Annotated in this window: 25 protein-coding genes; 13 read left to right on the plus strand and 12 right to left on the minus strand. The window is 70.2% G+C overall.

What is annotated here, in order from left to right; translation table 11 throughout:
* The 4 genes from E1298_RS09135 to E1298_RS09150 form a co-directional block, all read right to left on the minus strand.
* The coding region (locus E1298_RS09135; protein WP_131891093.1) for a type I polyketide synthase at positions 1 to 2,873 on the minus strand (2,873 nt) is incomplete at its 3' end.
* A gap of 8 nt (positions 2,874 to 2,881) precedes the next feature.
* Complete coding sequence (locus E1298_RS09140) at positions 2,882 to 4,480, minus strand: PfaD family polyunsaturated fatty acid/polyketide biosynthesis protein (protein WP_207944523.1); 1,599 nt, start codon at positions 4,478 to 4,480, stop codon at positions 2,882 to 2,884.
* The gene (locus E1298_RS09145; protein ID WP_341770605.1) at positions 4,477 to 5,823 is read right to left on the minus strand and encodes a wax ester/triacylglycerol synthase domain-containing protein; all 1,347 of its coding nucleotides are present in this window, start codon (positions 5,821 to 5,823) and stop codon (positions 4,477 to 4,479) included. Before E1298_RS09145 ends, E1298_RS09140 begins: the two co-directional genes overlap by 4 nt.
* Before the next feature lie 314 nt (positions 5,824 to 6,137).
* Positions 6,138 to 6,509, minus strand: a complete 372-nt coding sequence (locus E1298_RS09150; RefSeq protein ID WP_131891097.1) for a winged helix-turn-helix transcriptional regulator — start codon at positions 6,507 to 6,509, stop codon at positions 6,138 to 6,140.
* Between the two features lie 141 nt (positions 6,510 to 6,650).
* Here E1298_RS09150 and E1298_RS09155 point away from each other — a divergent pair, with 141 nt between their 5' ends.
* Positions 6,651 to 7,373: an SDR family NAD(P)-dependent oxidoreductase gene (locus E1298_RS09155; protein ID WP_207944524.1), complete on the plus strand. Its 723-nt coding sequence runs from the start codon at positions 6,651 to 6,653 to the stop codon at positions 7,371 to 7,373.
* Between the two features lie 73 nt (positions 7,374 to 7,446).
* Here E1298_RS09155 and E1298_RS09160 read toward each other — a convergent pair whose 3' ends face one another.
* The 4 genes from E1298_RS09160 to E1298_RS09175 form a co-directional block, all read right to left on the minus strand.
* Positions 7,447 to 7,968 (minus strand): tetratricopeptide repeat protein, encoded by a 522-nt coding sequence (locus E1298_RS09160; protein ID WP_165975376.1) that lies wholly within the window; start codon positions 7,966 to 7,968, stop codon positions 7,447 to 7,449.
* A gap of 14 nt (positions 7,969 to 7,982) precedes the next feature.
* Positions 7,983 to 8,465 carry a 2'-5' RNA ligase family protein gene (locus E1298_RS09165; RefSeq protein WP_131891103.1) on the minus strand — a complete coding sequence of 161 codons (483 nt, stop codon included), beginning with the start codon at positions 8,463 to 8,465 and terminating at the stop codon, positions 7,983 to 7,985.
* Positions 8,466 to 8,638: 173 nt separating this feature from the next.
* Complete coding sequence (locus tag E1298_RS09170) at positions 8,639 to 9,133, minus strand: NUDIX hydrolase (RefSeq protein ID WP_131891105.1); 495 nt, start codon at positions 9,131 to 9,133, stop codon at positions 8,639 to 8,641.
* The gene (locus E1298_RS09175; RefSeq protein ID WP_243725471.1) at positions 9,130 to 9,384 is read right to left on the minus strand and encodes a hypothetical protein; all 255 of its coding nucleotides are present in this window, start codon (positions 9,382 to 9,384) and stop codon (positions 9,130 to 9,132) included. Before E1298_RS09175 ends, E1298_RS09170 begins: the two co-directional genes overlap by 4 nt.
* A gap of 60 nt (positions 9,385 to 9,444) precedes the next feature.
* Between E1298_RS09175 and E1298_RS09180 the strand changes: the two genes are divergently transcribed.
* Positions 9,445 to 9,948 carry a GNAT family N-acetyltransferase gene (locus tag E1298_RS09180; RefSeq protein WP_131891108.1) on the plus strand — a complete coding sequence of 168 codons (504 nt, stop codon included), beginning with the start codon at positions 9,445 to 9,447 and terminating at the stop codon, positions 9,946 to 9,948.
* Here the strand turns inward: E1298_RS09180 and E1298_RS09185 are convergent.
* On the minus strand, positions 9,941 to 11,242 hold the full coding sequence (locus E1298_RS09185; RefSeq protein WP_279498026.1) for a helix-turn-helix domain-containing protein: 1,302 nt from the start codon (positions 11,240 to 11,242) through the stop codon (positions 9,941 to 9,943). The two genes, E1298_RS09180 and E1298_RS09185, sit on opposite strands and share 8 nt — an antisense overlap.
* Before the next feature lie 193 nt (positions 11,243 to 11,435).
* On the opposite strand from E1298_RS09185, the gene E1298_RS09190 reads away from it, so the two are divergent.
* The 6 genes from E1298_RS09190 to E1298_RS09215 all read left to right on the plus strand — a co-directional run bounded on the left by E1298_RS09190 (position 11,436) and on the right by E1298_RS09215 (position 14,977).
* Complete coding sequence (locus E1298_RS09190; protein WP_131891113.1) at positions 11,436 to 11,693, plus strand: hypothetical protein; 258 nt, start codon at positions 11,436 to 11,438, stop codon at positions 11,691 to 11,693.
* Positions 11,690 to 12,112, plus strand: a complete 423-nt coding sequence (locus tag E1298_RS09195; RefSeq protein ID WP_131891115.1) for a hypothetical protein — start codon at positions 11,690 to 11,692, stop codon at positions 12,110 to 12,112. The genes E1298_RS09190 and E1298_RS09195 overlap by 4 nt, the downstream gene beginning before the upstream one ends.
* Complete coding sequence (locus tag E1298_RS09200) at positions 12,109 to 12,321, plus strand: hypothetical protein (protein WP_131891118.1); 213 nt, start codon at positions 12,109 to 12,111, stop codon at positions 12,319 to 12,321. The genes E1298_RS09195 and E1298_RS09200 overlap by 4 nt, the downstream gene beginning before the upstream one ends.
* Before the next feature lie 81 nt (positions 12,322 to 12,402).
* Complete coding sequence (locus E1298_RS09205; protein ID WP_131891121.1) at positions 12,403 to 12,837, plus strand: hypothetical protein; 435 nt, start codon at positions 12,403 to 12,405, stop codon at positions 12,835 to 12,837.
* 110 nt (positions 12,838 to 12,947) lie between these two features.
* Positions 12,948 to 13,784 carry a radical SAM/SPASM domain-containing protein gene (locus E1298_RS09210; RefSeq protein ID WP_131891124.1) on the plus strand — a complete coding sequence of 279 codons (837 nt, stop codon included), beginning with the start codon at positions 12,948 to 12,950 and terminating at the stop codon, positions 13,782 to 13,784.
* A gap of 2 nt (positions 13,785 to 13,786) precedes the next feature.
* Positions 13,787 to 14,977 carry a methyltransferase domain-containing protein gene (locus E1298_RS09215; RefSeq protein WP_165975377.1) on the plus strand — a complete coding sequence of 397 codons (1,191 nt, stop codon included), beginning with the start codon at positions 13,787 to 13,789 and terminating at the stop codon, positions 14,975 to 14,977.
* Between the two features lie 126 nt (positions 14,978 to 15,103).
* On the opposite strand, the gene E1298_RS09220 is transcribed toward E1298_RS09215, so the two are convergent.
* Entirely contained in the window at positions 15,104 to 15,676 is a 573-nt protein-coding gene (locus tag E1298_RS09220; RefSeq protein ID WP_131891130.1) for a TetR/AcrR family transcriptional regulator, read from the minus strand.
* Between the two features lie 69 nt (positions 15,677 to 15,745).
* Here E1298_RS09220 and E1298_RS09225 point away from each other — a divergent pair, with 69 nt between their 5' ends.
* The 5 genes from E1298_RS09225 to E1298_RS09245 all read left to right on the plus strand — a co-directional run bounded on the left by E1298_RS09225 (position 15,746) and on the right by E1298_RS09245 (position 22,030).
* Complete coding sequence (locus tag E1298_RS09225; RefSeq protein ID WP_131891133.1) at positions 15,746 to 16,720, plus strand: alpha/beta hydrolase; 975 nt, start codon at positions 15,746 to 15,748, stop codon at positions 16,718 to 16,720.
* A gap of 40 nt (positions 16,721 to 16,760) precedes the next feature.
* A complete protein-coding gene (locus E1298_RS09230; RefSeq protein ID WP_131891136.1) occupies positions 16,761 to 18,572 on the plus strand; it encodes an ABC transporter ATP-binding protein in 1,812 nt (603 codons plus the stop codon).
* On the plus strand, positions 18,569 to 20,278 hold the full coding sequence (locus tag E1298_RS09235) for an ABC transporter ATP-binding protein (protein ID WP_131891139.1): 1,710 nt from the start codon (positions 18,569 to 18,571) through the stop codon (positions 20,276 to 20,278). The genes E1298_RS09230 and E1298_RS09235 overlap by 4 nt, the downstream gene beginning before the upstream one ends.
* 72 nt (positions 20,279 to 20,350) lie before the next feature.
* A complete protein-coding gene (locus E1298_RS09240) occupies positions 20,351 to 20,611 on the plus strand; it encodes a hypothetical protein (protein ID WP_131891142.1) in 261 nt (86 codons plus the stop codon).
* Positions 20,612 to 20,734: 123 nt separating this feature from the next.
* Positions 20,735 to 22,030 (plus strand): aspartyl protease family protein, encoded by a 1,296-nt coding sequence (locus E1298_RS09245; protein ID WP_131891144.1) that lies wholly within the window; start codon positions 20,735 to 20,737, stop codon positions 22,028 to 22,030.
* On the opposite strand, the gene E1298_RS09250 is transcribed toward E1298_RS09245, so the two are convergent.
* Together E1298_RS09250 and E1298_RS09255 are read right to left on the minus strand one after the other, a co-directional pair.
* The gene (locus E1298_RS09250) at positions 22,010 to 22,921 is read right to left on the minus strand and encodes a hypothetical protein (protein WP_131891147.1); all 912 of its coding nucleotides are present in this window, start codon (positions 22,919 to 22,921) and stop codon (positions 22,010 to 22,012) included. The two genes, E1298_RS09245 and E1298_RS09250, sit on opposite strands and share 21 nt — an antisense overlap.
* On the minus strand, positions 22,918 to 23,313 hold the full coding sequence (locus E1298_RS09255) for a hypothetical protein (RefSeq protein ID WP_131891150.1): 396 nt from the start codon (positions 23,311 to 23,313) through the stop codon (positions 22,918 to 22,920). Before E1298_RS09255 ends, E1298_RS09250 begins: the two co-directional genes overlap by 4 nt.
* Positions 23,314 to 23,407: the final 94 nt, after the last annotated feature.

Here is a 23,407-nt window from a genome sequence, read left to right on the forward strand (position 1 = left end):
TATAAGAGACAGGGGGTCGGTGGCTGCCATTCCTCCTGTTCGGCGGGCGGATACGGCTTTCCATAGTTGGTGCCGGAGAGTCGCACCGCGAGCGGCGAGGGCTCCCGCGCGGGCCCGCCGTTCCGTTCGGCGTATCCCGCCCAGAGCTGCCGGTAGTCGGCGGTGATGCCCCGCACCGCCAGGCGGCCAAGGGCGTCGTGCAAACTCGTGACGCCGTCGGTTCCGCGTCGGTCCAGATTCACCGCGCAATGAGGGCGGCCGCCGAAAATCCGGCCGACCAGACCGCTGAGCACCGCTCCGGGGCCGACCTCGATAAAGGTCCGCACACCCGCGCGGTACATTTCCTCGATCTCATCGGAGAACCGCACGGGAGCCGTCAGGTGGGCGGTCATGCGGTGCCGGATCTCGTCCGGCTCCGGAGGGTAGCAGGCGGCGTCGGCGTTGCCGTACACGCTCATCGACGGGCTCTGGATATCGACCTGCCGCAAATGCTCCAGGAAAGGCTGCGCGGCGTCCTCAAGCAGGGGGGTGTGAAAGGCGAGCGCGGTCTCCAGCCGATGTGCCGGCAGGCGGCGGCGCGCCAGCTCGTCGAGCAGCGCATCGATCGCTTCCCGGGTTCCGGAGACGACCGTCTGCTCGGGCGCGTTGCGTCCGCTGATCCATAGGGCGCCGCCGGCATCGGTGACGGCGCTCTCCACGTCGGCCTGGCTCGCGGAGACCGCCACCATGGCGGTAGGCCGGTTCACCGAGGCGCGCATCAGTTCGCCTCGCCGGCGGGCCGTCCGAAGCAGGCCGGCCGCGTCGAGCACGCCCGCCGCGTGCAGCGCCGTCAGCTCACCGAAGCTGTGTCCCGCCACGCAGTCGGCCCGGATGCCCAGGCGGCGCAGCAACGCGAGCAGGACCAGGCTGTGCGCGGCGGTCGCCGGCTGCGCCTGCTCGGTGGCGGTGAGCCACGCTTCCTGCGCCTCGCGCTCCCCGTCCTCGAACGCGGGCCGGGGGAAGACGGCGTTGCACAGAACATCGCCGTGCTCCCATCCCGCGACCTGGTCCCAGACGGCGAGCGCATCGGGGTAGGCCATCGCCAAGTCGCCGCTCATGCCCGGGTACTGGACGCCCTGCCCCGGGAAGAGGAACGCCACCAGCCCGTCCTCCGGCGGGCCGGACCCGTAGTGGAGGCCGGGGAAGGAGAGCGCCGTCGCCGCCTCACGCCCGAGCAGCCCGCGGGCACGCCCCAGACGCTCCGCCAGGTCGGAGGTACTGGTCGCCACGATCGCCAGGCGGGCCCAGGAGATCTCGGTGAAGCGCTCCTGCGTGTCGCGGGCGATCGTTTCGAGCGGCCGGTCGACGTCCAGGCCGGCGCACCGGTCGATGAGCGCACCCGGCGAATCCGCGCCGAGGAGCACCAGTTCGGACGGCATCGTCCGCAACCGGGGGGCCGGGCGCCCACCGCCGCCGGGACGGTGCTCCTCCAGGGTGAGATGGAAGTTGGTACCGCCGAACCCGAAGCTGGAGACCGCGGCCCGCCGCGGGCCGGTTCCCGGGTGTATCCAGGGCCGGGCGGCGGTGTTCAGGTAGAACGGGCTGGTCTCCAGGTCCAGCGCCGGATGCGGCCGGTCGACCTTGGCCGTGGGGGGAAGCACGCGATGCTGGAGGGCCAGCGTGGCCTTGAGGAGCCCGGCGGCGCCCGCGGCGGCCTTCGTGTGGCCGATCTGCGATTTGACCGAACCGAGCGCGCACCACTGCCGGTCCGCGCGTCCGGCCCGGTCGAAGACGTCCCGCAGCGAGGCGACCTCGGTGGCGTCCCCGGTCAGCGTGCCGGTTCCGTGCGCCTCCACCAGCTCCACCGTCTCCGGGCCGTAGCCGGCCACGCCGTACGCGCGGCGCATCGCCCGGACCTGTCCGTCCTTCTGCGGTGTGTAGATCGCGCTGCTCCGGCCGTCTGAGGACGACCCCACACCGCGGATGACCGCGTGGATCGGGTCGCCGTCCCGTTCGGCGTCCTCAAGGCGTTTGAGCGCGAACATGGACAGGCCCTCGCCGAGGACGGTGCCGTCCGCCGATTCGGCGAAGGGGCGGCAGTCTCCCGACGGGGACAGCGCCGGGGTCTTGGAGAAGCAGAGAAACGTCAGCGGATCGTTGAGCGTGTCCACTCCACCGGTCAACACCAGATCGGCGCGGTGCAATTCGAGTTCACCGATCGCCATGGACAGCGCGGCCAGCGAACTGGCGCACGCCGCGTCCAGCGTGCAGTTGGTGCCGTGCAGGTCGAAGGTCTTGGCGATGCGCCCGGCGACCACATTGGTGAGCAGGCCGGGAAAGGTCGATTCCTGCCACGGGACGCTCAGCTCGGTGATGCGGTCGCAGATCGTCTCGGCCTCGTCCTGGGAGATGCCGTGACGCCGCAGACCGGCGAGCCATCCTGGGCGTCCCGAACGTGTGGCCATCTGCCCGAGCATCTCAAGCGCCGTGCACCCGAGAATGACACCGACGCGGTCGCGGTCGCCCAGCCCGTGGCCGTCGCCGTCGCCGTCGCCGTCGCCGGACAATCCCGATAGCAGGCGGCCTGCCACGAACAGCGCCAGCAACTGGGAGGTGTCTGTCGCGGACATCGATTTGGGCAACAGCCCGAACTCGGTGGGGTCGAACTCGATCTCGGGGAGGAACGCGCCGCGGCGGCAGTAGGTATGGTCGGCCGCGGTGGGATCCGAATCGTAGAAGTCGTCGACGAGCCAGTGGGTGGACGGCACTTCGGTGATCAGGTCCTGCCCGCTGACGACGTTGCGCCAGAATTCCGCGGCGTCCAGCGCGCGGGGCATCAGCGCGTCGAAACCGACGATCGCGACCGGGCATTGACGCCGTCCGGCTTCGGACATCGCTTCCCCTAACAGGTCAGCCGGCGGGGCTCGTACGACAGAGCCCTCGCCGGGATCGGCACGCCGTGCGAGCGCAGCTGGTGGGCGCGGCTGATCACCGCCGCGCCCTCAAGGAGGTTGAGGGCGATCTGGGTCGCCTTCCGCTCGGCGGGGTCGGCCAGGAACGTCCCCGCGGCCCAGTCGTTGAAGGCGCCCACTGCCGGGCCGCACCACAGCTGGTAGTCGGTCACCCGGCCGGGCTCGCCCTCGATGGCCCAGCGGCTGGACATACCGAGGTACCAGCGGAACGCCAGCGCCATACGGTGCTTGGGGTCGGTGTCCGCGCGTTCGAGCTGGGCCGGGTCTCGCGAGGCCCAGAAGGCCCTCGTCACCGACCAGATGTCGTCCAGCGAGGCACCGAGCGTGTCGCGTTCCAGGGCCGTTCGGACCCGCGCCGGGATCTCCTCCAGCGATTCGTGGGTGCGGTAGAGCTCGTGCAACCGGGCGGCCCGGCCCGCGAACATCGTGCCCCGGCGCAGGACCTGCACCTTGATCCCGGCCTCGAACATGTCCGGAGCGGGGGCCATCGCCACGTCGGCCACACCGGCGTCGGCCAGCAGTGCCTTGGCCGCGTCCGATATCCCGGCTTCGACGGCGAGCTGGTTGACGGACCCGGTGAGCACATAGGCCGCGCCGAGCGCGAACGCGGCCGCGACGCCCGCCGGGGTGCCGAGGCCGCCTGCGGCGCCGATCCGGACCGGGCCCGCCTGGTCGTACGGCGCGCAGATCCTGTCGCGCAGCCGCTGGATCACCGGAAAGATCACGGCCAGCGGACGGTTGTCGGTGTGCCCGCCGCTGTCGGCCTCCACGGTCACATCCGCGGCCACCGGAATCCGTCCGGCCAGCCGCGCCTCGTCCTCGGTCAGCACGCCGCGGGCGACGAGCGCGGACAGGATCGCCGGTGGAGCGGGCGACATGAACTTCGCCGCCACCTCCGGCCGCGACACCTTCGCGAACACGTGGGTTCGGCGGACGATCCTCCCGGCGGGGTCGCGCGTCAGACCTGCGGCCGAGCACCGGACCACCGCCGGCGTCAGATCGAGGAAGGCCGAGGCGGAGATCCGGGGAACGCCATGCCGCAGCAGCAGATCCGCGACGATGTCCTCGGCTCCCGGCGCGTGAATCAGGTTGACGCCCCATCCGCCCGTACGACCCAGGTCGGCCGAAAGCCGGACCACCGCGCGTTCGACATCGGACGGGGCGAGGCCCGCGGCCCCGAAGAATCCGAGCATCCCGGCACGCGCCACGGCGGTGACCAGCCGCACCGATGCGATGCCCCCGGCCATTTCCCCGGTCACGTAAGGGAATCGCAGGCCATGCGTTCGGCAGAATTCCCTGTCGCCCAGCCATTCCGGATAGAGCGGCGGCATGGTGCCGAGCAGCGGGTAGCCGTCGCGCCCCATCCCGGTGTCTCCGCCGAGCCCCAGCCCACGCGAACCGCCGGGACGGGTGACCAGGTGCACCGGCTCTCGGACGGACGACGCGCAGGCGGCCAGCTCGTCCGGACCGAACGCGGCCGCCCGGCCGTTCGGCCGCCAGCGCATTCCGGCGGACGGAGCGCCCGTCACGAGGCCGGCCCCGCAGAGGCGTCAAGCTCGTCGATCGCCGCGGACCAGAGCGCGGCGAGTTCGTCGGCACCGGACGCGAAACGCGCGTCCACCATGAATCCCGCGCGCGCTTGGTCCTGGTAGGTCGTCAACACGACCGCCAGCCGGTGGCCCACGGGCAGGAAGCTCAACGGCACGATCTCGCGCACCGGACGGCCCAGCAGGTCGAACGGCCGATCCGTCCCCGGCACGTTGGTGGCGAGCAGATGCGTCGAACCGGGGCTCAGCGCCCTGGACAAAATGAAATGGCCGAGCCATCCAGGAGTGCGGGCGCGGAGCGCTCGCTCCGAATCGACCACCGCGCTGCCCCGTATCGCCTCCGTGGTGGCCTTCAGCAACGCGATCTGCTCAGCCGGGTGCACCTTGTCACACGGCAGCCGCGTCCGCTCCGGCATGATGCGCACGTCAATACCGTTCTGTTCGCCTTCGGTGCGTGTACTGACCGGGACCAGTGCCCACAAAGGACGGCCGCGTCGCTCGATTTCGCGCCAGGGCGAGTACGACCATTGGCGCAGCGCGCTGGTAAGGGCGGCGAGATAGACGGTGTTCACCGTGGCGCCATGCCGCTTGCCGATATCGCGCATGCGCTCCAGGCTCGTACCGGCCCATGCGAGTCGGCGCTCACCGGTCAGGCCCTCGTCGCGCAGTCGGACGGCCGGCGGGTAGAGGTGACTCGCCAGCCGCCCCGCACCCCGCATGACCCGAACAGGCCGCGCACGTCCCGTCCCACTGCCACGCGGTATCCGAACCCGGCCGTTCTGCCCGCCTTCTCCGAGCAGGACACAGGCGATGTTGTTCATCGCCGACACGCCGTCGTGCAATACGTGATGGCCAAGGTACAGGACCGCGAACTCCTCGCCGTCGTACCCGTGAATGAGCCACATCCGCCATAGCGGCTCGCCCTTGGTGAACGGCACGGCGAGCAACTCGTTCACCAGACTCATCAGCCCGGCGCGCCCGGCCCCGGCCGGTAGGACGCGTTCCCGCACGTGCAGACCCAGGTCCAATGTCGGACGAGGCCGCCACACGCTGCGCCGATTCGCCCCCGGGGACAGCCCGCAACTCATCAGCGGCTGTGTCGGCAGATGTAGGGGGGCCTGCCCGAGTAGTTCATGGATACCGGGAGGCCGCCCTTCAAAGAGGACCAGACCGCCGATCCCGAGATTGACCGTAGGGTGAGCGCGCTCATACGCGAGAAGGGCCCGCTCGATTACTCCCAGGCGACGGCCGGCATCTGCATGGTGGGGATTCTGATACATCAGAAAAACTCCCTCCAGCGCTCTTGCACGACAAGAGCGACGCATCACCGAGATCGGCCGTCGAGAGATCAAGCGTGGTCCAGGATCACGCCGCACCCCCTCATGAACCACGCCAGTCTCGTTCCGCCGATCCCGCGCGTGTAGTCAACTGGTCGCCCTTGCGTCACACACAGTAGTCTGCCGCATTCACCGAGCAATGCAAGCGGCTGGGAACATGGATAGGAAGAGGTCACTGATCAGCAAGAGAACATCCCGGCAGAGCACAGAATCGATCTCGAAACATCACCCTCGCTCCTTACGCGCACCCTTCCTAAATGCACGCATCTCTCCGCTATCGAAGCACTTGCAGCAAATTGGGATCAGCGGATTGGTGCGGGGTGAGCGGTGTCGTAGCGGCGGCGGTGCTCGATGATCTGCTGCCGGTGGCCGGTGGCCCATTGGCCAAGGGCGGTCACAGAGTCCAGCAGCGTCAGGCCAAGGTCGGTGAGCGCGTACTCCACCCGTGGCGGGACGCCGGCGTGGACGGTGCGGGTAACGAGGCCGTCGCGTTCGAGTTGCCGCAGGGTCCGGGTGAGCATGCGCTGGGAGATGCCGGTGACGACGCGGTGCAGTTCGCCGAAGCGCAGGGTGCGGTCGCGGAGTTGCCCGACGACGAGGATGGTCCACTTGTCGCCGATCAGACCGAGGATCTGAAGGATCTGCCGGCAGACGTCCTGCTCCGACTCGGCCATGGGTTACCTCCGTGTGCGGTGCCGACACGAATGTGCCTTCTTGATCGCCATCGTAGTAACAAGTCATGCTGCTGCGAACAGAGAGTAAGTACGGGCGGCTCGGGGCATCCGCTCGGTCGCCGCAGCCGGAGGGGACTCATCGTGAGCAAGACACTCGTTATCGTCGGTGCCGGGCCTGGGCTCGGCATGGGCGTGGCCCGGGCATTCGGTCGCGAGGGCTTCCAAGTCGGGCTGATAGCCCGCACCAAGGAAAAGCTGGACACTCTGGTCGGCGAACTGGCCGAGCTGGATATCAACGCCGCCGCGTTTCCCGCCGACATCCGTGATCGTGATGCACTCGTCGCCGCCCTGGCCGCGGCTCGGGACACATTCGGGCCGATCGACGTCCTGGAGTACAGCCCCAGCCCGACCGGACCGATCACTCACGCGGCCGACACCACCGTCGAGGCGGTGACCGCTCAACTGGAGTTGCACGTGCTGGGAGCGGTCGCCGCTGTGCGCCATGTGCTGCCGGACATGCGAATGCGCGGCGACGGCACAGTGCTGCTGACCACCGGCGTCTCCTCCACCGTCCCCGCGCCGTTCCTGGCCAACGTCGGCCTGGCCATGGCCGCGCTGCGGAACTGGGCGCACACCCTGCATACCGAACTGAGACCCCACGGGATCCACGTGGGCGCGGTGACGATCGCCTCAGGAGTCGTCCCGGGCGGCGGCGAGGCCGACCCCGACGCCATCGGCGCCCGCTACCACCACATGTACCAGCAGCGAGACCAGGCCGAGGAGGTCATCGGCGATCTGGAGGCGTTCCGCACCCTGGTCGCCCAATACTCCGTAGACGGCGCCCTACCGAGCTTGAACGCGTGATGTCGGCGGGGCCTGACAGGGCGACATGAGGTACCCGCAAGGCGGTGGTTCTCGATTAACGCAACGGCATTGGCTAGGCCGTGCCGAGTTCGCGTCGCACGGCCAGCAAGTGGTCCCGGGTCACCTGAGTGATCGGGTGTCCCGGGTCCAGGGCACGCTCACAGGCGTCGAGCACAGTGTGGAGTTCTTGTTCGGCCTCTTGCAGCCGCCCGAGCCGATACAGGGTGCGGCCAAGGTTGGCGCGACCGCCCAGGGTCTCCGGGTGCTCGGCACCGAGGGAACGGATGCGGCCGTCGGCCAGTGCGAGCTGTTCCGCGCTGGCCCGCTCCAACTGCCCGGCATCCAGAAGGACGTGGATCAGCAGCCGACGGCTGAGCAGGGTGTCGGGATGATCATCTCCGAGCAGCCGAGACCGGGCCTGCAGCACCGCCTGCTGCTGGTGAACGGCCTCCTCCAGCAGGCCCGCGCGGTGCAGAGAAACCGCGAGTGCGGACCGTTCTTTCAGCGTCTCGTTGTCGTTCTCCCCACATTGCCGTGTCAGGTCTTGCACGGTCTCGCGGCGGCCGTCGATGTCGTTGTCTTCCTCGCCTTGCATCACACCACCTGAGATTACGAAGCCGTCCGGGCGTGGCAGCACGGCGCCGTCGACCGCGCGGCTACGCGTGTGCATACAGGATTCGGCGGTTGAGGGTGCGGCGTTTCAGCGCTTCGGGCAGCACGCACGGCAGCAGTGGTCGCCTCGCGGATGGCTGCGCGGACCGGATCGAGAGCGCGCGACGGACGGATGCCGAGCATGACCGCCTCGCTGTGCAGCCACAGCTTCCCCAGCTCCGCCTCGACCGGCGCGAGCCGGCGGAACCGATCGACGACTCCGGCCACCGTCGCCTCGGCCTCAGCAGCGGAAATCTCATCATCGAAGCCGACGATCCGCGTGGTCATGTGCAGCCACTCGGCAGGGATCAGGTCGAGGCCGTCCAGACCGGCGAGCTTGTCCTGGTACTGGCGGACCAGGTTGCACACCTCCGTCTGCCCGGCGGGCAGGATGTGCAGACGAGCAGACGGCGGCCCGGCCGCACCCTCGGACGCCACCACCAGTGGTCAGACATGCGAGTGGGAATCGGGCTCACGGTGCCTCCGGGGCGGTAGGGGCTTTGTGCTCCAGCGACCCGGCCTGGAAGGAACGGATCTTCTCGCGCAATTCGGCGGCACGGGAGTCTCCCTTGTACCGGCTGTGCCCGAGCCGCCGCCCGACCTCATCTGAGGCGTCAGTCGATCTGCGGCTTCCTGCTGCCGAGGCCATGCCGGATCCGCCGCCAGAGTGCGGGATGGATGTCGTAGTCGTCCAGGTCGTCCGGCGCGACCCAGACGACCTCGGACGCCTCGTCCGTCGTCATCAGCACTCCGCCGATTGGCCGCGCGTGCAGGCAGATGTTCACCGGCTGTCGGACCTCGTCCAGCCTTCCGTTCTTGATGTACTCGATCACGTGGTCGGGGGTGGTGAACACGCCCACGAGATCGCCGGTTTCGATCTCGACGCCGGTCTCCTCGCGACACTCCCGGACGGCGCATTCCCGGATCGTCTCGCCCTTTTTCAGCCCGCCCGTGGGAATCGTCCACAGACCATTGTCGGGGCGCCGCAGTAGCAGCACCCGGCCCTCGTCGTCACGCACGAGCGCGGACGCTGAGGGCTTGCGGCTGGTGGGCCTGGGCGCGTCCGGGTCCTGCCAGTGGTCGACGCGCCGAGCCTTCGTTGGGCTCATGCTTCATCCTCGGTCAGAGGACGAGCCGACGCCCACACCCGCTCGAAGCTCTCCAGGTAGGTGTTGAAGTAGACGCCGTCCACGCGGCGGATGCGCATGGTCGGGGTGTAGGCGGCGAGGATGCCGTACACGTGCGAGTTGACGATCATTTCGTCATCGAACCGGTAGATGCTGTTGTACAGCGGGGTGTCGTGCAGCCGGATGTCAACGTGGCCGGCGAGCGGCCGGTAGTAGCCGAGTACCGCCGCCACCCTCCCGGCACCGCTGGGAAGGCTTCGGGAACTCTTGGGGATGTGGTCAGATGGACCGCGATGGACATCGAGCACCTCGATAGCGGAGCCGCCTGCGACCGGCTCGACGAGATCGAGCGGGTGTACGCTGAGGCGTTCCCGGACCATGACCTCAGCGACTACCGGGCCCGGATGCAGAGTCTGCTAGCCTCGCCCGGCTTCGAGGCCGTGACCGCGCGAGACGATGGCGCGCTGGCCGGGTTCGTCTACGGCGCCTCGCTGTCGGCCCGGTCGTCTTGGTGGGACGACTTGGAGCCAGTCCAGCCTGCGGGGTTCACGGCCGAGACCGGGCGGCGGACGTTCGCCGTGATTGACCTGGCCGTCCGACCCGCGCACCGTGGCAGGGGGCCGGGGCACCGGCTCCTGGACGAGTTGCTCGCCGGGCAGCCCGAGGAGCGAGCAGCGCTCGCCACCACGCCGGACGAGGGGAGGTCCAGGCGATGTACCAGCCGTGGGGGTGGCGCCATGTCGGCCGCGTGCCAGGTCACACAGGTGAGACCGAACCCTGGTTCGACCTCTATGTGACCGCTCTGGGCTCCGGCCGAGACTCCAGCAACCCCCGGTAGGCGGCGAAAACCGTGGCGTCGCAGCCGCGCCCCGGGACGGCGTCGGCCACCTGGCGTGCCAGGCTGGTGACCAAGGTGGTGCACTGTTCGGGGGGATGGGCCGCGTACACGGCGTGGGCGTGCCGCACGCCCTCGGTCGCGTCGCCCGCCCGTACGTGCCCGGCGGCGCGCAGCAGGTCGAGCTGGGCGTGCACGCGCAGCTTGTTGGCGGGCAGGATCTGCTTGGCGCAAGCCACGGCGGCGTCGAGCTGCTCGCGGTCGCCGGTGCGGGCGTGCACCCACGCCTCGGTGTAGCGCTGGCGGTACTCGGCCCACCCGGCGAGCGACTGCGCGTCCGCCGTCACCGATGCGGGCAGCCGCTCGAAGATCTCCTCGCACGCCCGCAGCTCGTTCGCCGCAGCTCTGGGGGGACCGTCAATGGCGAGGAGTTGGGCGCGCACCGTGCGGACGCTCGCCAAACCCCGGCAGGGAGTCGAGGATGCGCGCTCGACGATCCGATTGGCCTTGCGCAGCAGGATCACCGGGGGCCGTTCATCATAGAGGCCATGCATCAGCCGTTCGCCGCTGACCCATAGGCTGAGGTCGCGGTCTCCGGAAGCATCAGCGGCGTGCTGCGCAGTGATCCACCATTCGCGCGCCAGTCGTGACTGATCGAGGTTGCACAGCGTCTTGGCCACGAGCACGGCCATGCCGCCGGCCACCCGGTTCCAGTCGGGCCGCTCTTCGGCTGTGCTGCGGGAAGTGCTGGCTTGGACCACCATCAGGTCAGCGACAAGGTCGGTGAGCAGCCGGTGCGGGGGAAGGGTCGTGTAGGTGTAGCCGTACTCGGCGACGGTCTCTTCCCACTCCTCCAGGTGGCGGTCCTCGTCGAGGCCGATGGCACGGTCGACGGCGGCTCGGACGTACTCGATCGCCTCCACCACGGGGGTTGACGCGACACCGAACGTCGCGAGCGCTTGCAATAGCCTGCGTCGTCGCATCTCCTTCTCCTCGTCCAGATCGTGGGCATTCGTGCCGCCCACGCTACCCGCGCTGCCAGCGTCGTCGGCCTGCGCCTGGTAAAGGGCGATGAGCTCTTTGCCTGCGTCGAGGATCTCATCGAGCCGCTTGGCCATCTGCTCGGAAGGCGCTCTCATATCTCGTGCCAGCCGAGATATGTAGTCGTCGCTGCACGGCACCCTTTCGGCCAGCTTGCGCTGGCTGATCTGACGATCAGCCATGAGCGCGCTGAGCCTCTCCCCGAATGTTGTCACCGCTCACCCGCTTCGTCCCGGGTTGACCCGCTGCCAGATGCTGCCAGCGCCGTCAGGCGGGAGGCAGTGTCTTCCACGCTAGCGCCGGACGCGGTCTCGTGGTGGGCGGAAGGTGTCACAGGACACAAAGACGGCCCCGGCCGGCGCGCGAACGCCGGGAATTCCGGGACCTAACCGGAAAAGAGGTCCGGCTGTGGGCAAAGTACCGCACCCACCGGGAGCGGAAGCCATCGCCGCGGAGAAGGCCGCGCTCCGCCAGGAATTCCTCGGCTGGTCGATCGTCCACACCAGCGACACCGGCCGCTGGTGGGCGATCCGCACCACCGGGCACGCCCGGTTGGACGGCCGCCCTCTCAGTTCGCGGGTGCAGACCGAGCTGGACGCTGACACGGCGGACGAGTTGCGCTCGAAGCTTCGTGCGGTCGCCGAGGCTGAGGCGGGTGCGCGGTGAGCGGGTCGGAGACGCAGTGCGGCCTGATGAAGGAGTTCCCCGGCTGGCTGGTGGAGGTCAAGGACGTGTCGGGCGGTACCGGGTGGCACGCTTGGCGGCCGGCCTCGCCGGGGCGGGGTGGGTTCTTCGGTGCGCAGGCTGATGAGCTCGGGCTGCTGCGCGAGCTGCTGGACGAGGCGGACGGGGCCGACGCCAGGCTGGCGTTGCGGGACCTGGCGGTCGAGTTGCGCGAGTGCGGGATCACCGCCACGGCCTATGACACGACGCTGACGGCGACGGGTCCGGGCGGGCGTACCCGGCTGGTGACCTGTCGGCGGGGGTTGTTCCGCTGGCTGGGCGGCGGCCGGGTGATCGGCCCGGTCGGGGACCCGCTGGTCACCGTCGACGCCATCCTGGCGGCGTTCGAGGAGCGGCCATGAACCGGTCGACGGACACCGTGCTCGACCTGCCGCCCGTCCGGGACGCGCCCCCGAGCATCCCCGCCGGGATCACCACGTGGTGGGGAGAGTCAACCCGGATGTGGTGGGCCCTGGTGCCGTCGCGGTACGGCCCGCGTTTGGTCGAGGCGCCGAGCGCGGACGCACTGGCCGTCACGGTCGACTGGTATCTGCGTAGGTCGGCGATCTAGGTGTTCCGCCATCTCAAGCCGGGACGGCGCGACGCATCACGGCCCCGCGTCGCGCCGTCCCCAGCGGGCGCGGGAGGTTCCGTGCGGGCGGCCTCCCTCGCCCGCCTGTTCCTCGCGGGGCTAGCCATCCGGCATCTCACGTCCTGGCGGGGTGTCCTGCGTCCTGGCGCGGCGGCCGGGGGCGACGTCGGCGTCCACGGCCGCCGCGCCGCCTTGCCGGTGACCGCGTCCGATCACCTGGATGCCCTCGCCCATGCGCTGACCGCCGCCGGCTGGTCCGCGTCCCCGCGCTACGACCAGCACCCCGCGCTGTTGCGGGTAGTCACGCCCGAGCTGCCGTGCGTGGGCGAGAGCATCCGCGTGAAGCCAGGCGTGGGCGGGGTGCCGTGGTTCATCTCCTCGGCCGGCGACCCGCTGGCGCCCTGCCATGACCTCGCCGGGACGTGCGCGGCCATCGCGGCCCGGCTGGGGCCGCTCGTCGCGGCGGCGCGCGCCAGGACGGAGGAGAGGGACTAGGCATCGCATCCGAGCATGCCGCCAGTGGGCCACACCGCCCTCACCTGCCTGCGAACCGATGGCGGCCCAGCCGTCCCCGTGAGAAGAACAAGGAGAACCCGGAGGTCCCGATGGCACCGTCCCCCCGAATGCTGTGGTTCGAGCTGAGCACCCGCTGCCAGCTGGCCTGCGGTCACTGCTACAACTCCAGCGGCATCGACGGCACCCACGGCACGATGACCGGCGACGACTGGCGCGCCGTCATCGGCCAGGCGGCCGCTCTCGACGTCGGCATGATCCAATTCATCGGCGGCGAACCCACGCTGCATCCTGATCTCCCCGCGCTCATCGGTGCCGCCCGGCAGGCCGACGTCGAGGTGGAGGTCTACAGCAACCTCGTCCACGTCAGCGACGCGACCTGGGCGGCGCTCGCCGTCCCGGGGGTGCGGCTGGCGACCTCGTTCTACTCCGACGACCGGGACGAGCATCAGCAGATCACCGGCCGCGACACCCACCGCCAAACCTGCTCCCACATCGCCCGCGCGCTGGAGATGGGGATCCCGGTCCGCGCCGGCCTGGTCGAAGTCCTGGACGGGCAGCGCACCGCGCAGGCCCACGCCATGCTCACCAGAATGGGCGTCACGCACATCCGCACCGACCGCCTCCGCCCCTTCGGACGCGCCGCCACCGGGGATAGCCCCGACCCCGCCGGCCTGTGCGGACGCTGCGGGTACAACGCCGCCGCGATTCTCCCAGACGGCGCCGTCGCCGCGTGCCCCATGTCGCGGTGGCACACCGTCGGCAACGTCCGCACCACCGGGCTCGCGGACCTGCTCACATTGCCTCTCACGCCCCCCGCGATGCCGGTTCTCGGTGCCGACTGCGAGCCCCAGACCTGCATGCCCAACGGTGACGCCTCCTGCGAACCGCAATGCACACCCGGCTGCGACCCAGGCGCGGAGGAATAGAGGTGGGGCGCAGCACATGGCAGGCGGTCCGCTACCGCGAGCGCGTCCAGACGCTGACGCAGTACCTCCTCGACGAGCAGGTCATCGACCCGCGCGCATGGAATAGCCGGGCCTGGCTCACCGGCCTGCACGAGGTGCCCCGGCACACGTTCGTCCCCGAGCGCGCCTGGGCGTCGGCCTTCACCACAACCGGCAGCAGCCACCTGATCGACAAGCACGCCGACGCCAGCGACTGGTGGAACACCGTCTACGGCAACTACAGCCTGATCACTCAGCGCGCCGAGGGCAACGCCGAGATCGACGACACCACAGCCGAACCGACCTGTTCGCTGTCGTGTCCGGCGATCAGCATGGCGTTCCTGGACCTGCTGGATGTATGCGACCATCACCGGGTCCTGGAGATCGGCACCGGGACGGGCTGGACGGCCGCGATGCTGGCCTGGCGGCTCGGCGCCCGCAACGTCGTCACCGTCGAGGTCGACAAGGCGCTCGCCGAGACCGCCCGCGCCAACCTCGCTAACGTCGTCGAGCAGCCGGAGGTCATCACCGGCGACGGCGTCGACGGCTTCCCCTCGCACGCCCCCTACGACCGGGTCCATGTCACCTGCGGCGTTCGCGACATCCCGCACGCTTGGATCGAGCAGACCCGGCCCGGTGGGCAGATCGTGCTGCCCTACATGCCGATCGGCGGCGCCTTCGGGCATCAGCTCCGCCTGGACGTCCTGGATCCCGAGGGCGCGATCGGCCGGTTCACCGGCGGTGGCGGGTTCATGATGCTCCGCGACCAGCGCACCGGCCCTCCCCGGGACGAGGTCACGGCCGCGCCCGGAGCCCCGTCCACCACTCGCATGGACCCGCGACTGATAGCCGAAGCCAGCGGCGGCGGCCAACTCGCTATCGCCGCCCTCACTCCGGGCCTCACCGTCGACACCGCATGGACCCAGACCGCAGACGGCTGGGCCTACACCGCGACGCTGTTCACCGACAGTGCCCTGGCGTCGTGCACGGCCCTCCGCGGGGCTGATGAGTACACCGTCGTCCAGCATGGCGACACCCGGCTGTGGGATCAGGCCGTGGGCGCCTACCTGTGGTGGCTCGGCAAAGGCCGACCTGGACCAGACCGCTTCGGCATCAGCGTCGACGCCGAGCGGCAGTGGATCTGGCTCGACGAACCATGCAACGAGCTGAGCTGAACCCCACTCGCCCGCCTCTGCATGGGCCGGGGCGGCTTCGCGTTCTCAGCAGGAGTCGAGCAACCCGTCCAGTGCGGTCTTCTCCGCCTGGTCGGCGGTCAGGACGTACCAGTACTTCACATCGATTCAGGGCCGGGTGTCGTCGGCGAAGTGCGGGAGGACCATGTCGACCAGCGCGGCTACGTCGGCGTCGACCATTGGCTCGCCGGTCATGCCCATTCGGTGGAGGAGGGTTCCGACGACGACGTCGATGAAGAACAGGACCCGGTTCTCCGGCTCGCCGAGCGCCTCCTGGAGCGCGATCCGGTAGGGGTCCTGCAACCGCGTGGACAGGACCTCGCGCAGGGCCGGATCGCTGACGGCGTCGCTGAACACGCCTGCGAACGCGTCGCCCACGCCGGGTTCGCTGATCTTCGCCGCGGCCCAGTGGATGGCCGAGGACATGAGCTCGGCCCGGCTGGAGCCCTCCAAGGGCGCCGGGCCGAAGGCGTCGAGGAGGCAGTCCACGATCAGGGCGCCCTTCGACGGCCAGCGACGGTAGATCGTCGTCTTGGCGATGCCGGCCGCGGCGGCGATGCGGTCGACGGTGGCGCGCGCGTAGCCGAGTTCGTCGACCGTCCTCAGCGTCGCGGCGAAGACCACGTCGTTGACGCCGGAGCGCGGACGGCCGGGTTGCCGGGCGGATGTGGTCGACGTCATGTCCACACGATATCCCATTACGCTACCATTGGTTTCGATACCTCAGGTAGCGAAACATGGGAGGGCGAAATGAGCGAGGTCACCGGTGCGGAGCAGGCGTCGGCGGGCGACCATCTGCGGAAGCTGGCCCTGGGAGGAGATCCGGACTGGGCGGCGATGACGGCCGGGGAGCTGCGCGCCTACCGCGAGGCGGAGAACCGCAGGCGGGCGTCCCCCGAAGCGCAGGCGATCACCGGGATCCCGGATCGCGGCGCCGCGATCCGGTGGCAGGAGGTGGCATTGCCCGGGCGCGGGCTCCCGGTCCGGGTGTACCGGCCCTCGTCCGAGAGCGACGGCCTGCCGCTCGTCCTCCACGTCCACGGAGGCGGGTTCGTGGGTACGGCCGTGCAGAGCGACTGGGTGAACAGCCACCTGGCCGCCCAACTGCCCGCCGTCGTCGTCTCGGTCGAGCACCGCCTCGTCGACCCGGAGACTCCGCTGTCGGCGGCCGTCGACGACAGCTGGGACGTGCTCCAGCACGTGGTGCGGGACGCCGCCCAGTGGGGTGTCGACCCCGCGCGGGCCGCCGTCTTCGGCGAGAGCTGCGGTGGGTTGATCACCGCCCTGGCGGCGATCCGGGCCAGGGAGTCCGGCCTGCATTTGCGGGCGCAGGTGCTGGTCAATCCCGCCGTCGATGTGACCGGGACGATGTTCGACTACGCATCGGTCACCGAGCACGCCCAAAGCCCCACCCTCACCGTGCCGCAACTGCGGCTGTTCCACCGGCTGGCCGTTCCGCCGGGAGCCGATCCCCGCGCACTGTCGCCGCTGTATGCCGACCTGGACGGGCTGGCCCCGGCGCTGGTGCTGGTGCCGACCCGCGACCCGATCGCCGACCACGGCCGCAGCTACGCCGGACGACTGCGAGCGGCCGGGACGCCCGTGCGGCTCACCGAGTACTCCGGGGCCACGCACGCGTTCCTCAGCATGCCGGGCGTGGTGCCGCAGGCGGAGGACGCGCGGGCGGAGATCGCCGAGTTCCTCCGCGGGGCCCTGGCCGCGTGACGAGCCGGGCGTTTCCTGGCGCGACGAGGACGGGAGGGCGATGAGCGCCGCCGAGCTGAAGGAGCGGTCCGCGCCGCCGGATGCCGACTTTGCGGCGGGGCGGAGCCTGGCGGGGCTGCTGCGCCCGCACGGATGGAGCTTCGCGGCCGTCGTTGTCTTGCAGGTCATCGGCGCCGTCGCGGGTCTGGCGCCGCTGCTTGCGGTCGTCGAGCTGGGGCGCGCTCTGCTGTCGGACGGCCCGATCGATCACGGCCGTGTCTGGTCCGTGGTGATCGCGGGCGCGGCCGGCCTGCTGGTCCGGCTACTGTTCACGGCCGCGTCGTCCGGGATCGGGCATGTTCTCGACGGCCAGGTGCAGCTGTCGTTCCGGCGGCGGCTGGCCGCACGGCTGGGACGCGTGCCAATCGGCTGGTTCTCCCAGCGCCGGACGGGTGAGCTGGCCAAGGTCGTGGGTGAGGACGTGAGCGCCGTGCACCCGTTCATCGCCCATGCCCCCGGCGAGCTGGTCTCGGCGTTCGTGGTGCCGCTGGTGTCGCTGGTCTACCTGTTCACCGTCGACTGGCGGCTCACGCTGATCACGCTGATCCCGGTGGCGCTGGCCGTGGCGCTGGTCCCGTTGATGATGACCCCGGCCCGGCTGCGCGAGCAGAAGGAGTTCGACGAGGCCATGGGACGGATCTCCAGTTCGGTCGTGGAGTTCGTCCAGGGCATCTCGGTGGTCAAGGCGTTCGGCGGCGGCGAGCGCGCCCACCACCGGTTCCGCGCGGCCACCGACGAGTTCGTCACCTCCTTCTACCGGATGGTGCGCGGCCTGTCCGGGATCGCCGCCGGGATGCAGCTGGCGCTGTCGCCGCCGTTCGTGCTGCTGGTCGTGCTGATCGGCGGCGCGGCCCTGATCACGTCCGGCGGCATGCCCCCGGCTGACCTGCTGCCCTTCCTGCTGCTCGGGCTGGGGCTGACCGCTCCGGTCGCGGCGCTCGGCCACGGCTTCGACGACATGCAGGCCGCCCGGCGCGCGGTCGGCCGGATCCGGGACGTGCTCGCGGTGCCGCCGCTACCCGAGCCCACGCGTCCGGCCGTCCCCCAGGGGCACCGGGTGGAGCTGCGCGGGGTCCGGTTCGGCTATGAAGCCGATCACGAGGTGCTGCGCGGGATCGACCTGACGCTCGAGCCGGGGACGGTCACCGCGATCGTCGGGCCGTCGGGGAGCGGGAAGTCCACGCTGGTCCAGCTGCTGCCGCGGTTTTTCGACCCCACCCACGGGTCGGTCGCGCTCGGCGGTGTCGATCTGCGCGAGCTCGGCAGCCGGGACCTGTACCGGACGGTCTCCTTCGTCTTCCAGGACGTCCGGCTGCTGCGCGCGTCGGTCGCGGACAACATCGCGCTGGCGGTGCCGCACGCCGGCCTCGACGACGTGGTGCGCGCCGCCCGCCGGGCGAACATCCATGATCGAATCCTTGAGCTGCCGCGCGGATACGACACGGTGCTGGGCGACGAGGCCGGGCTGTCGGGCGGCGAGGCGCAGCGGATCTCGATCGCACGCGCGCTGCTGGCCGACGCGCCCGTCCTGGTGCTGGACGAGGCGACCGCCTTCGCCGACCCGCACACCGAGCAGGCGGTGCGCCGGGCCTTGGCCACGCTGGCGGGCGATCGGACGATCCTGGTCATCGCCCATCGCCTGGAGACGATCTCCGAAGCCGACACCGTCGTGATGCTGGAGGACGGGTCGATCGTCGAGCGCGGCACACCCGCTGAGCTGATGGCGCGGGACGGCAGGTTCGCCGCGTTCTGGCAATCGCAGCGATCGGCGGTCGCCGGCGGCGGCGTACTACAAGGAGATGAGCCCCGATGATTCGAATGCTGCTGCGCGTCCTGGGGCACGAGTACGCCCGGCCGGTGCGCCGCACAGTGACCTTGATGACGGCGACCGCGATACTCGAAGGCTTGTCCTACGCGCTGCTGGTTCCCGTGCTGCGCGCACTGTTCGGGAGCACCCCCGAAGACGCGCGGCCCTGGCTGATCGCGTTCGGGACGGTGGTCGCGGTCTACGCGGTGCTGCGCTACGTCGCCGACCTGTCCGGCTTCCTCGCCGGGACCACCCTGCTGCGCGGGATGTACCACCGGCTCGGCGATCATCTGGCCCGGCTGCCCATCGGCTGGTACAGCGCGGGCCGCGTAGGGGAGGTGTCGGTCCTGGCCAGTCGCGGCGTCCTCCAGGCGATGAGCGTGATCGCGCATCTGCTGGCACCGCTCATCTCCGCCTGCGTGACGCCCCTGACGATCGTGGTGGTGATCCTCGCCTTCAACTGGCAGATGGGCCTGGCCGCGCTGGCCGCCGTACCGGTCGTGGCCGCGATCCAGATCTGGACGGGACGCTCGACGGCCGCCGCCGATGCCGAGCGCGTCGAACGCGACCGCGAGGCCACCGGTCGGGTCATCGAATACCTCCAGGCCCAGCCGGTCCTGCGCGCGGGCGGTCGGACCGTCGAACGCTTCGGGCTGCTCGACGACTCGCTGCGCGGCCTCCAGCGCGCGTCCCGCCGTTCCGCGCTGTCGGCGCTGCCCGGCATAGTGGGCCTGACGCTCACGGTGCAGGCGATGTTCACCGTGCTGCTGGTCCTGGGCGCCTACCTGGCGCTCGGCGGGAAGATCGGAGCGGCGGAGATCCTGGCGATCCTGGTGCTGGCCGCCCGCTGCGCCGATCCGCTGCTGTCGCTGGCGGAGATGAACGGCCGGCTTCGAGGCGCCCGCTCCGAGCTGGCCAGACTCGACACCGTGCTGCGCACCGAGCCGCTGCCGGAGCCGTCCGAACCCGTCCGGCCGGAACGCCACGACCTGGAGTTCGACTCCGTCGCCTTCCACCACGGCGACCGCACGGTGATCGACGACGTGTCGCTGTCCGTCCCGCAGGGACAACGGCTCGCCGTCGTCGGCCCCTCCGGCGCGGGCAAGAGCACACTGCTGCAACTGCTCGCGCGGTTCTACGACGTGGACGCCGGCGCCGTCCGCATCGGAGGCGTGGACGTGCGCGCCATCGACACCGAGACGCTGATGGCCCAGATCGCCATCGTCTTCCAGGACGTCTACCTCTTCGAGGGCACGATCGAGGAGAACGTGCGCCTGGGCCGTCCCGACGCCGACGAGGCCGAGGTGCGCGCGGCGGCGACCGCGGCGCGGCTGGACGAGGTGATCGAGCGGCTGCCCGGCGGATGGGCGGCCGATGTCGGCGAGGGCGGCGCGCTGCTGTCGGGCGGTGAGCGCCAGCGCGTCTCGATCGCGCGGGCCCTGCTGAAGAACGCGCCCATCGTGCTGCTGGACGAGGTGACCTCCGCGCTGGACCCGGTGAACGAGCAGGCCGTCCATGAGGGGATCGAACGCCTGATGGCCGGCCGGACGGTGGTGATGGTGGCGCACCGGATGCGGACCATCCAGCGCGCCGACCACATCGCCTTCCTGGACGGCGGCCGAATCATCGAAGAAGGCGGCCACGACGAACTCCTCCACCGCGGCGGCCGCTACGCCGATTTCTGGAACATCTCCCTGACACCGGCAAGATGAAAGGTCGTCCCGTACCAGGTACGGTACGAGCCGCTCGCGCCGCACACCCTCCCGGCCACGGCGCGGATCACGGTGGACCGGCGGTTGCTGCCCGGCACCGGCCCGGCCGCGGCCACCGACGAGATCCGCGAGGCCGTCGAGGGAACCGGACCCGGCTGCGAGATCAGCGTCCGATCGGGCGTCACCATGCTCCCGGCCTACCTGCCGCCCGAGCGCCGTGACGTTCTCGGCGACGACTATGTCCGCCTGTCCGCGGTACGCAAGCAGGCCGCCGTTCTCCGCGACACCGTCACCCACTTCTTCCAGCGCCCCCAAGCCCGGCCGCCGGTCTGACGCGCCGGCGGCCTGGGTCGGCGGCCCGGGGCTGCGGCCCGGGGCTGCGCGCCGGGGAAACGGTGCGGAAACAATCGCGGGCGTACCACTGGTCGTGTTTGTCCGACTCGTGAGGAGCACGGCATGGCACCTCTGGATGATCTCCCCGTACCCGGTCGGCGCGCTTTCCTGGCCACGAGCGGCCTGGCGGCGGTCGCCGGTGCGACGTTTCCGGCTGGGGGCGCCGCCTTCGCGTCCGCCGAGGATCCCGACCGGCTGTTCAAGGACGGCCGGTTCGCCGCGGCCGAGCGCGGTTACCGACGCCAGTTGCGCGAGGATCCGGGGAAGGCGCGCGCCGCCGCGCAGGTCGGGTACATCGCCCTGCTGTCCAACCGGTTCGGCACCGCCGAGACATTCCTGGCGCGAGCCGTCCGGCTGAATCCCGGGGACGTCGCCTCGAAGCAGCGGCTCGCCGAGTGTTTCGTGCGGCAGGACCAGCTCGCCCGCGCTGTGCCGCTGCTCCGGCAGACCGGCACCGAGCGGGACGCGGCCTTCGCCACCGTCTTCGACCATCTCAAAGGCAGGCCGTGGCAGATACACGGGGCCGCGCGCACGCGTGTGCCCTTCCACACCCTTGACCCTGTGCCCACCGTGGAAGCCTCGGTGAACGGCGGGAAGGCGAAGAAGTATCTGCTCGACACGTACGCGACGCTCGACCTTTCGGCGGAGGCGGCGAAGGAGGCGGGGCTGCGCCCGCTGGCCAGCATGAAGGGAGGGGTCGTCGACGCTCATCCGGTGACCTTGTATTTCGGTGTCCTGGACTCGTTCAGAATCGGGGACATCGAGATCCGCAACATTCCGGTGCAGTGGAACGACGCGCAGAGGCCGCCCCTTCCGGACGGCTCGCAGCCGGCGGGCGCCTTCGGGACGACGATCTTCTACCACTTCCTGACCACGATGGACTACGCCGGCCGGGCCCTGGTCCTGCGGCGCAGGTCCGGGGCCCCGCGTCCCCGGTTCCACACGCGGGACCGGCTCCCGCTGTGGCTCGCCGGAGACCACTTCCCCTGCACGCTGGGCAGCCTTCGCGACTACGGGCCGCGCATGGTCACGGTCGACACCGGCGGCATCGGCAGCGGTCTCGACACCACGGTGCAGATCGCCGAACAGGTCGGCATCGAGGTGGACTACGAGCATCCGGCCGACCGGTTCGGGCACAGGACGTATCCGATCATGGCCGACCGGATCAGCCTCGGCAGGGCGGTCCGGCGCAACGTGCCCGGCCACGCGGCGGAGAAGGTCTTCCCTGGATTCCCGGGCCCCGGCCAGTCCGTGCCGTTCGGCTTCGACCTGATCGCCAACTTCACCCACGAGTTCTTCAAGCCGTTCGCCGTCACGTTCGACTACACCGACATGTCCCTATGGGTCGGGTCGGCGTAGAGCCTGTTGGACCGCTTTGCCGATGCGTGGGCCGAATGGATGCCCCGGCCGGCTGACGCGTAGCCGTTCAGCGAGGTCGTTGCCGTGCAGGTCCACGCTGGCCTCGATCAGAACGGCGAGCGTCTCGATCGTCGTGCGCACTCGCCGCCAGGCAATGATCCAAGTTCCGGCACCGATCACCAGCGCGGGCCACCACCAGACACCGAGTATCGCGTAACCACACCCCCAGGCGGCCAGTTTCGTCGCGGCACTGAATGCCTCGCGCGCATTGTGCAATTGCGTTCGTACCGAGCCGGGTAGGACCAGCCACAGTCGTGGCCAAACTATGGCCACGTCCATTCCGTACAGTTGCCGGACCCGGTCATCGACCGCCACCATCCGGTCGCCGCTCCAGGTCGGCCGTGTGGGACGGATCAGCGCGATCCTGTCGCGGCGACCACGCAGACGGTCGAGCCCCTCTTTGGACGGGAGCAGCCCCTCATCGTTTTGCCCGCGATGGTGGTGAATTTTGGCTTCACGGTAGTCGCTGTGGCGTTTGGCCCAGCGGCGGCAACGCCATCGCACGAGCAGGCGGGAAAAGGGATCGGCGGGGTCGCGCAACCATATCTGACCAATGGCCGTTCCCAGCGCTTGCACGATCAGGCCCAGGCCCGCCGAGGCCAGCAGAGTCGCTGCGCTGACGAGCACTATGGTGCCCGGCTTGCCGGCCGACGGCCCAGTGGTCATCGCGTTCACGCGTGTACGGAGCCGGTCGATATCGTGCCAATGGTCATGGCCTAGTACGCCGCCACCTGCGATGGCCACGCCGAGGAAGAGCAGACCGGGCAGGACGAGTAGATTCAGCCAACGCTCGGCGACCTTGCTCCCGAGGGAGGACAGGAAGTCATTCACTCGTCGCTCTGGAGCGCCGTGCGGCGGAGCCGCTCACCGTGGATCCGGCACAGCGGCGCCCGTCGGGGCCAGCGGGGTTCCTCCACCCGGGAGCAAGGTGAGGGACCCGGGCAGCACAGCACCTCATGCTCAGGGCGAGGCGGTACGCCCGGCACATCGATCATGCTGCGGCTGGTGCTGCGGGATCCCGCGTCGAGCAGTTCGTCGTCCAGCTCGTCGAGCGCGGCGAGCAGCGACTGCGGTTGTGCGCCTTCCCGAACCAGTGCCGCAACCCGCTCGGCCGCATTCCGTACTTGCGGGTTGCGGCTGACCGGATCGCCTCGCTGGTCGAGCCTCACACACAGCTGCTCCAATCGCGCGGCCAGTTCACGCCGAGTTTCCGGTGGTGTCATAGAGCCGGCTTCACCCCCTGTATGACGCTTTCTCGCAACGGCGGGCGGGGTCGGTGACTAGTGTGGCGCGGGGGCAGCCTCTCAAGAGAGGCAT

This window comes from Actinomadura rubrisoli (assembly GCF_004349215.1).
Lineage (GTDB): Bacteria > Actinomycetota > Actinomycetes > Streptosporangiales > Streptosporangiaceae > Spirillospora > Spirillospora rubrisoli.

Bases quoted from the DNA above. Each gene is read 5' to 3' on its own strand.
- E1298_RS09145 (WP_341770605.1), bottom strand. From the start codon at position 5,823: ATGCGTCGCTCTTGTCGTGCAAGAGCGCTGGAGGGAGTTTTTCTGATG.
- E1298_RS09150 (WP_131891097.1), bottom strand. From the start codon at position 6,509: ATGGCCGAGTCGGAGCAGGACGTCTGCCGGCAGATCCTTCAGATCCTC.
- E1298_RS09160 (WP_165975376.1), bottom strand. From the start codon at position 7,968: ATGCAAGGCGAGGAAGACAACGACATCGACGGCCGCCGCGAGACCGTG.
- E1298_RS09170 (WP_131891105.1), bottom strand. From the start codon at position 9,133: ATGAGCCCAACGAAGGCTCGGCGCGTCGACCACTGGCAGGACCCGGAC.
- E1298_RS09180 (WP_131891108.1), top strand. From the start codon at position 9,445: ATGGACATCGAGCACCTCGATAGCGGAGCCGCCTGCGACCGGCTCGAC.
- E1298_RS09200 (WP_131891118.1), top strand. From the start codon at position 12,109: ATGAACCGGTCGACGGACACCGTGCTCGACCTGCCGCCCGTCCGGGAC.
- E1298_RS09210 (WP_131891124.1), top strand. From the start codon at position 12,948: ATGGCACCGTCCCCCCGAATGCTGTGGTTCGAGCTGAGCACCCGCTGC.
- E1298_RS09220 (WP_131891130.1), bottom strand. From the start codon at position 15,676: ATGACGTCGACCACATCCGCCCGGCAACCCGGCCGTCCGCGCTCCGGC.
- E1298_RS09225 (WP_131891133.1), top strand. From the start codon at position 15,746: ATGAGCGAGGTCACCGGTGCGGAGCAGGCGTCGGCGGGCGACCATCTG.
- E1298_RS09230 (WP_131891136.1), top strand. From the start codon at position 16,761: ATGAGCGCCGCCGAGCTGAAGGAGCGGTCCGCGCCGCCGGATGCCGAC.
- E1298_RS09235 (WP_131891139.1), top strand. From the start codon at position 18,569: ATGATTCGAATGCTGCTGCGCGTCCTGGGGCACGAGTACGCCCGGCCG.
- E1298_RS09245 (WP_131891144.1), top strand. From the start codon at position 20,735: ATGGCACCTCTGGATGATCTCCCCGTACCCGGTCGGCGCGCTTTCCTG.
- E1298_RS09255 (WP_131891150.1), bottom strand. From the start codon at position 23,313: ATGACACCACCGGAAACTCGGCGTGAACTGGCCGCGCGATTGGAGCAG.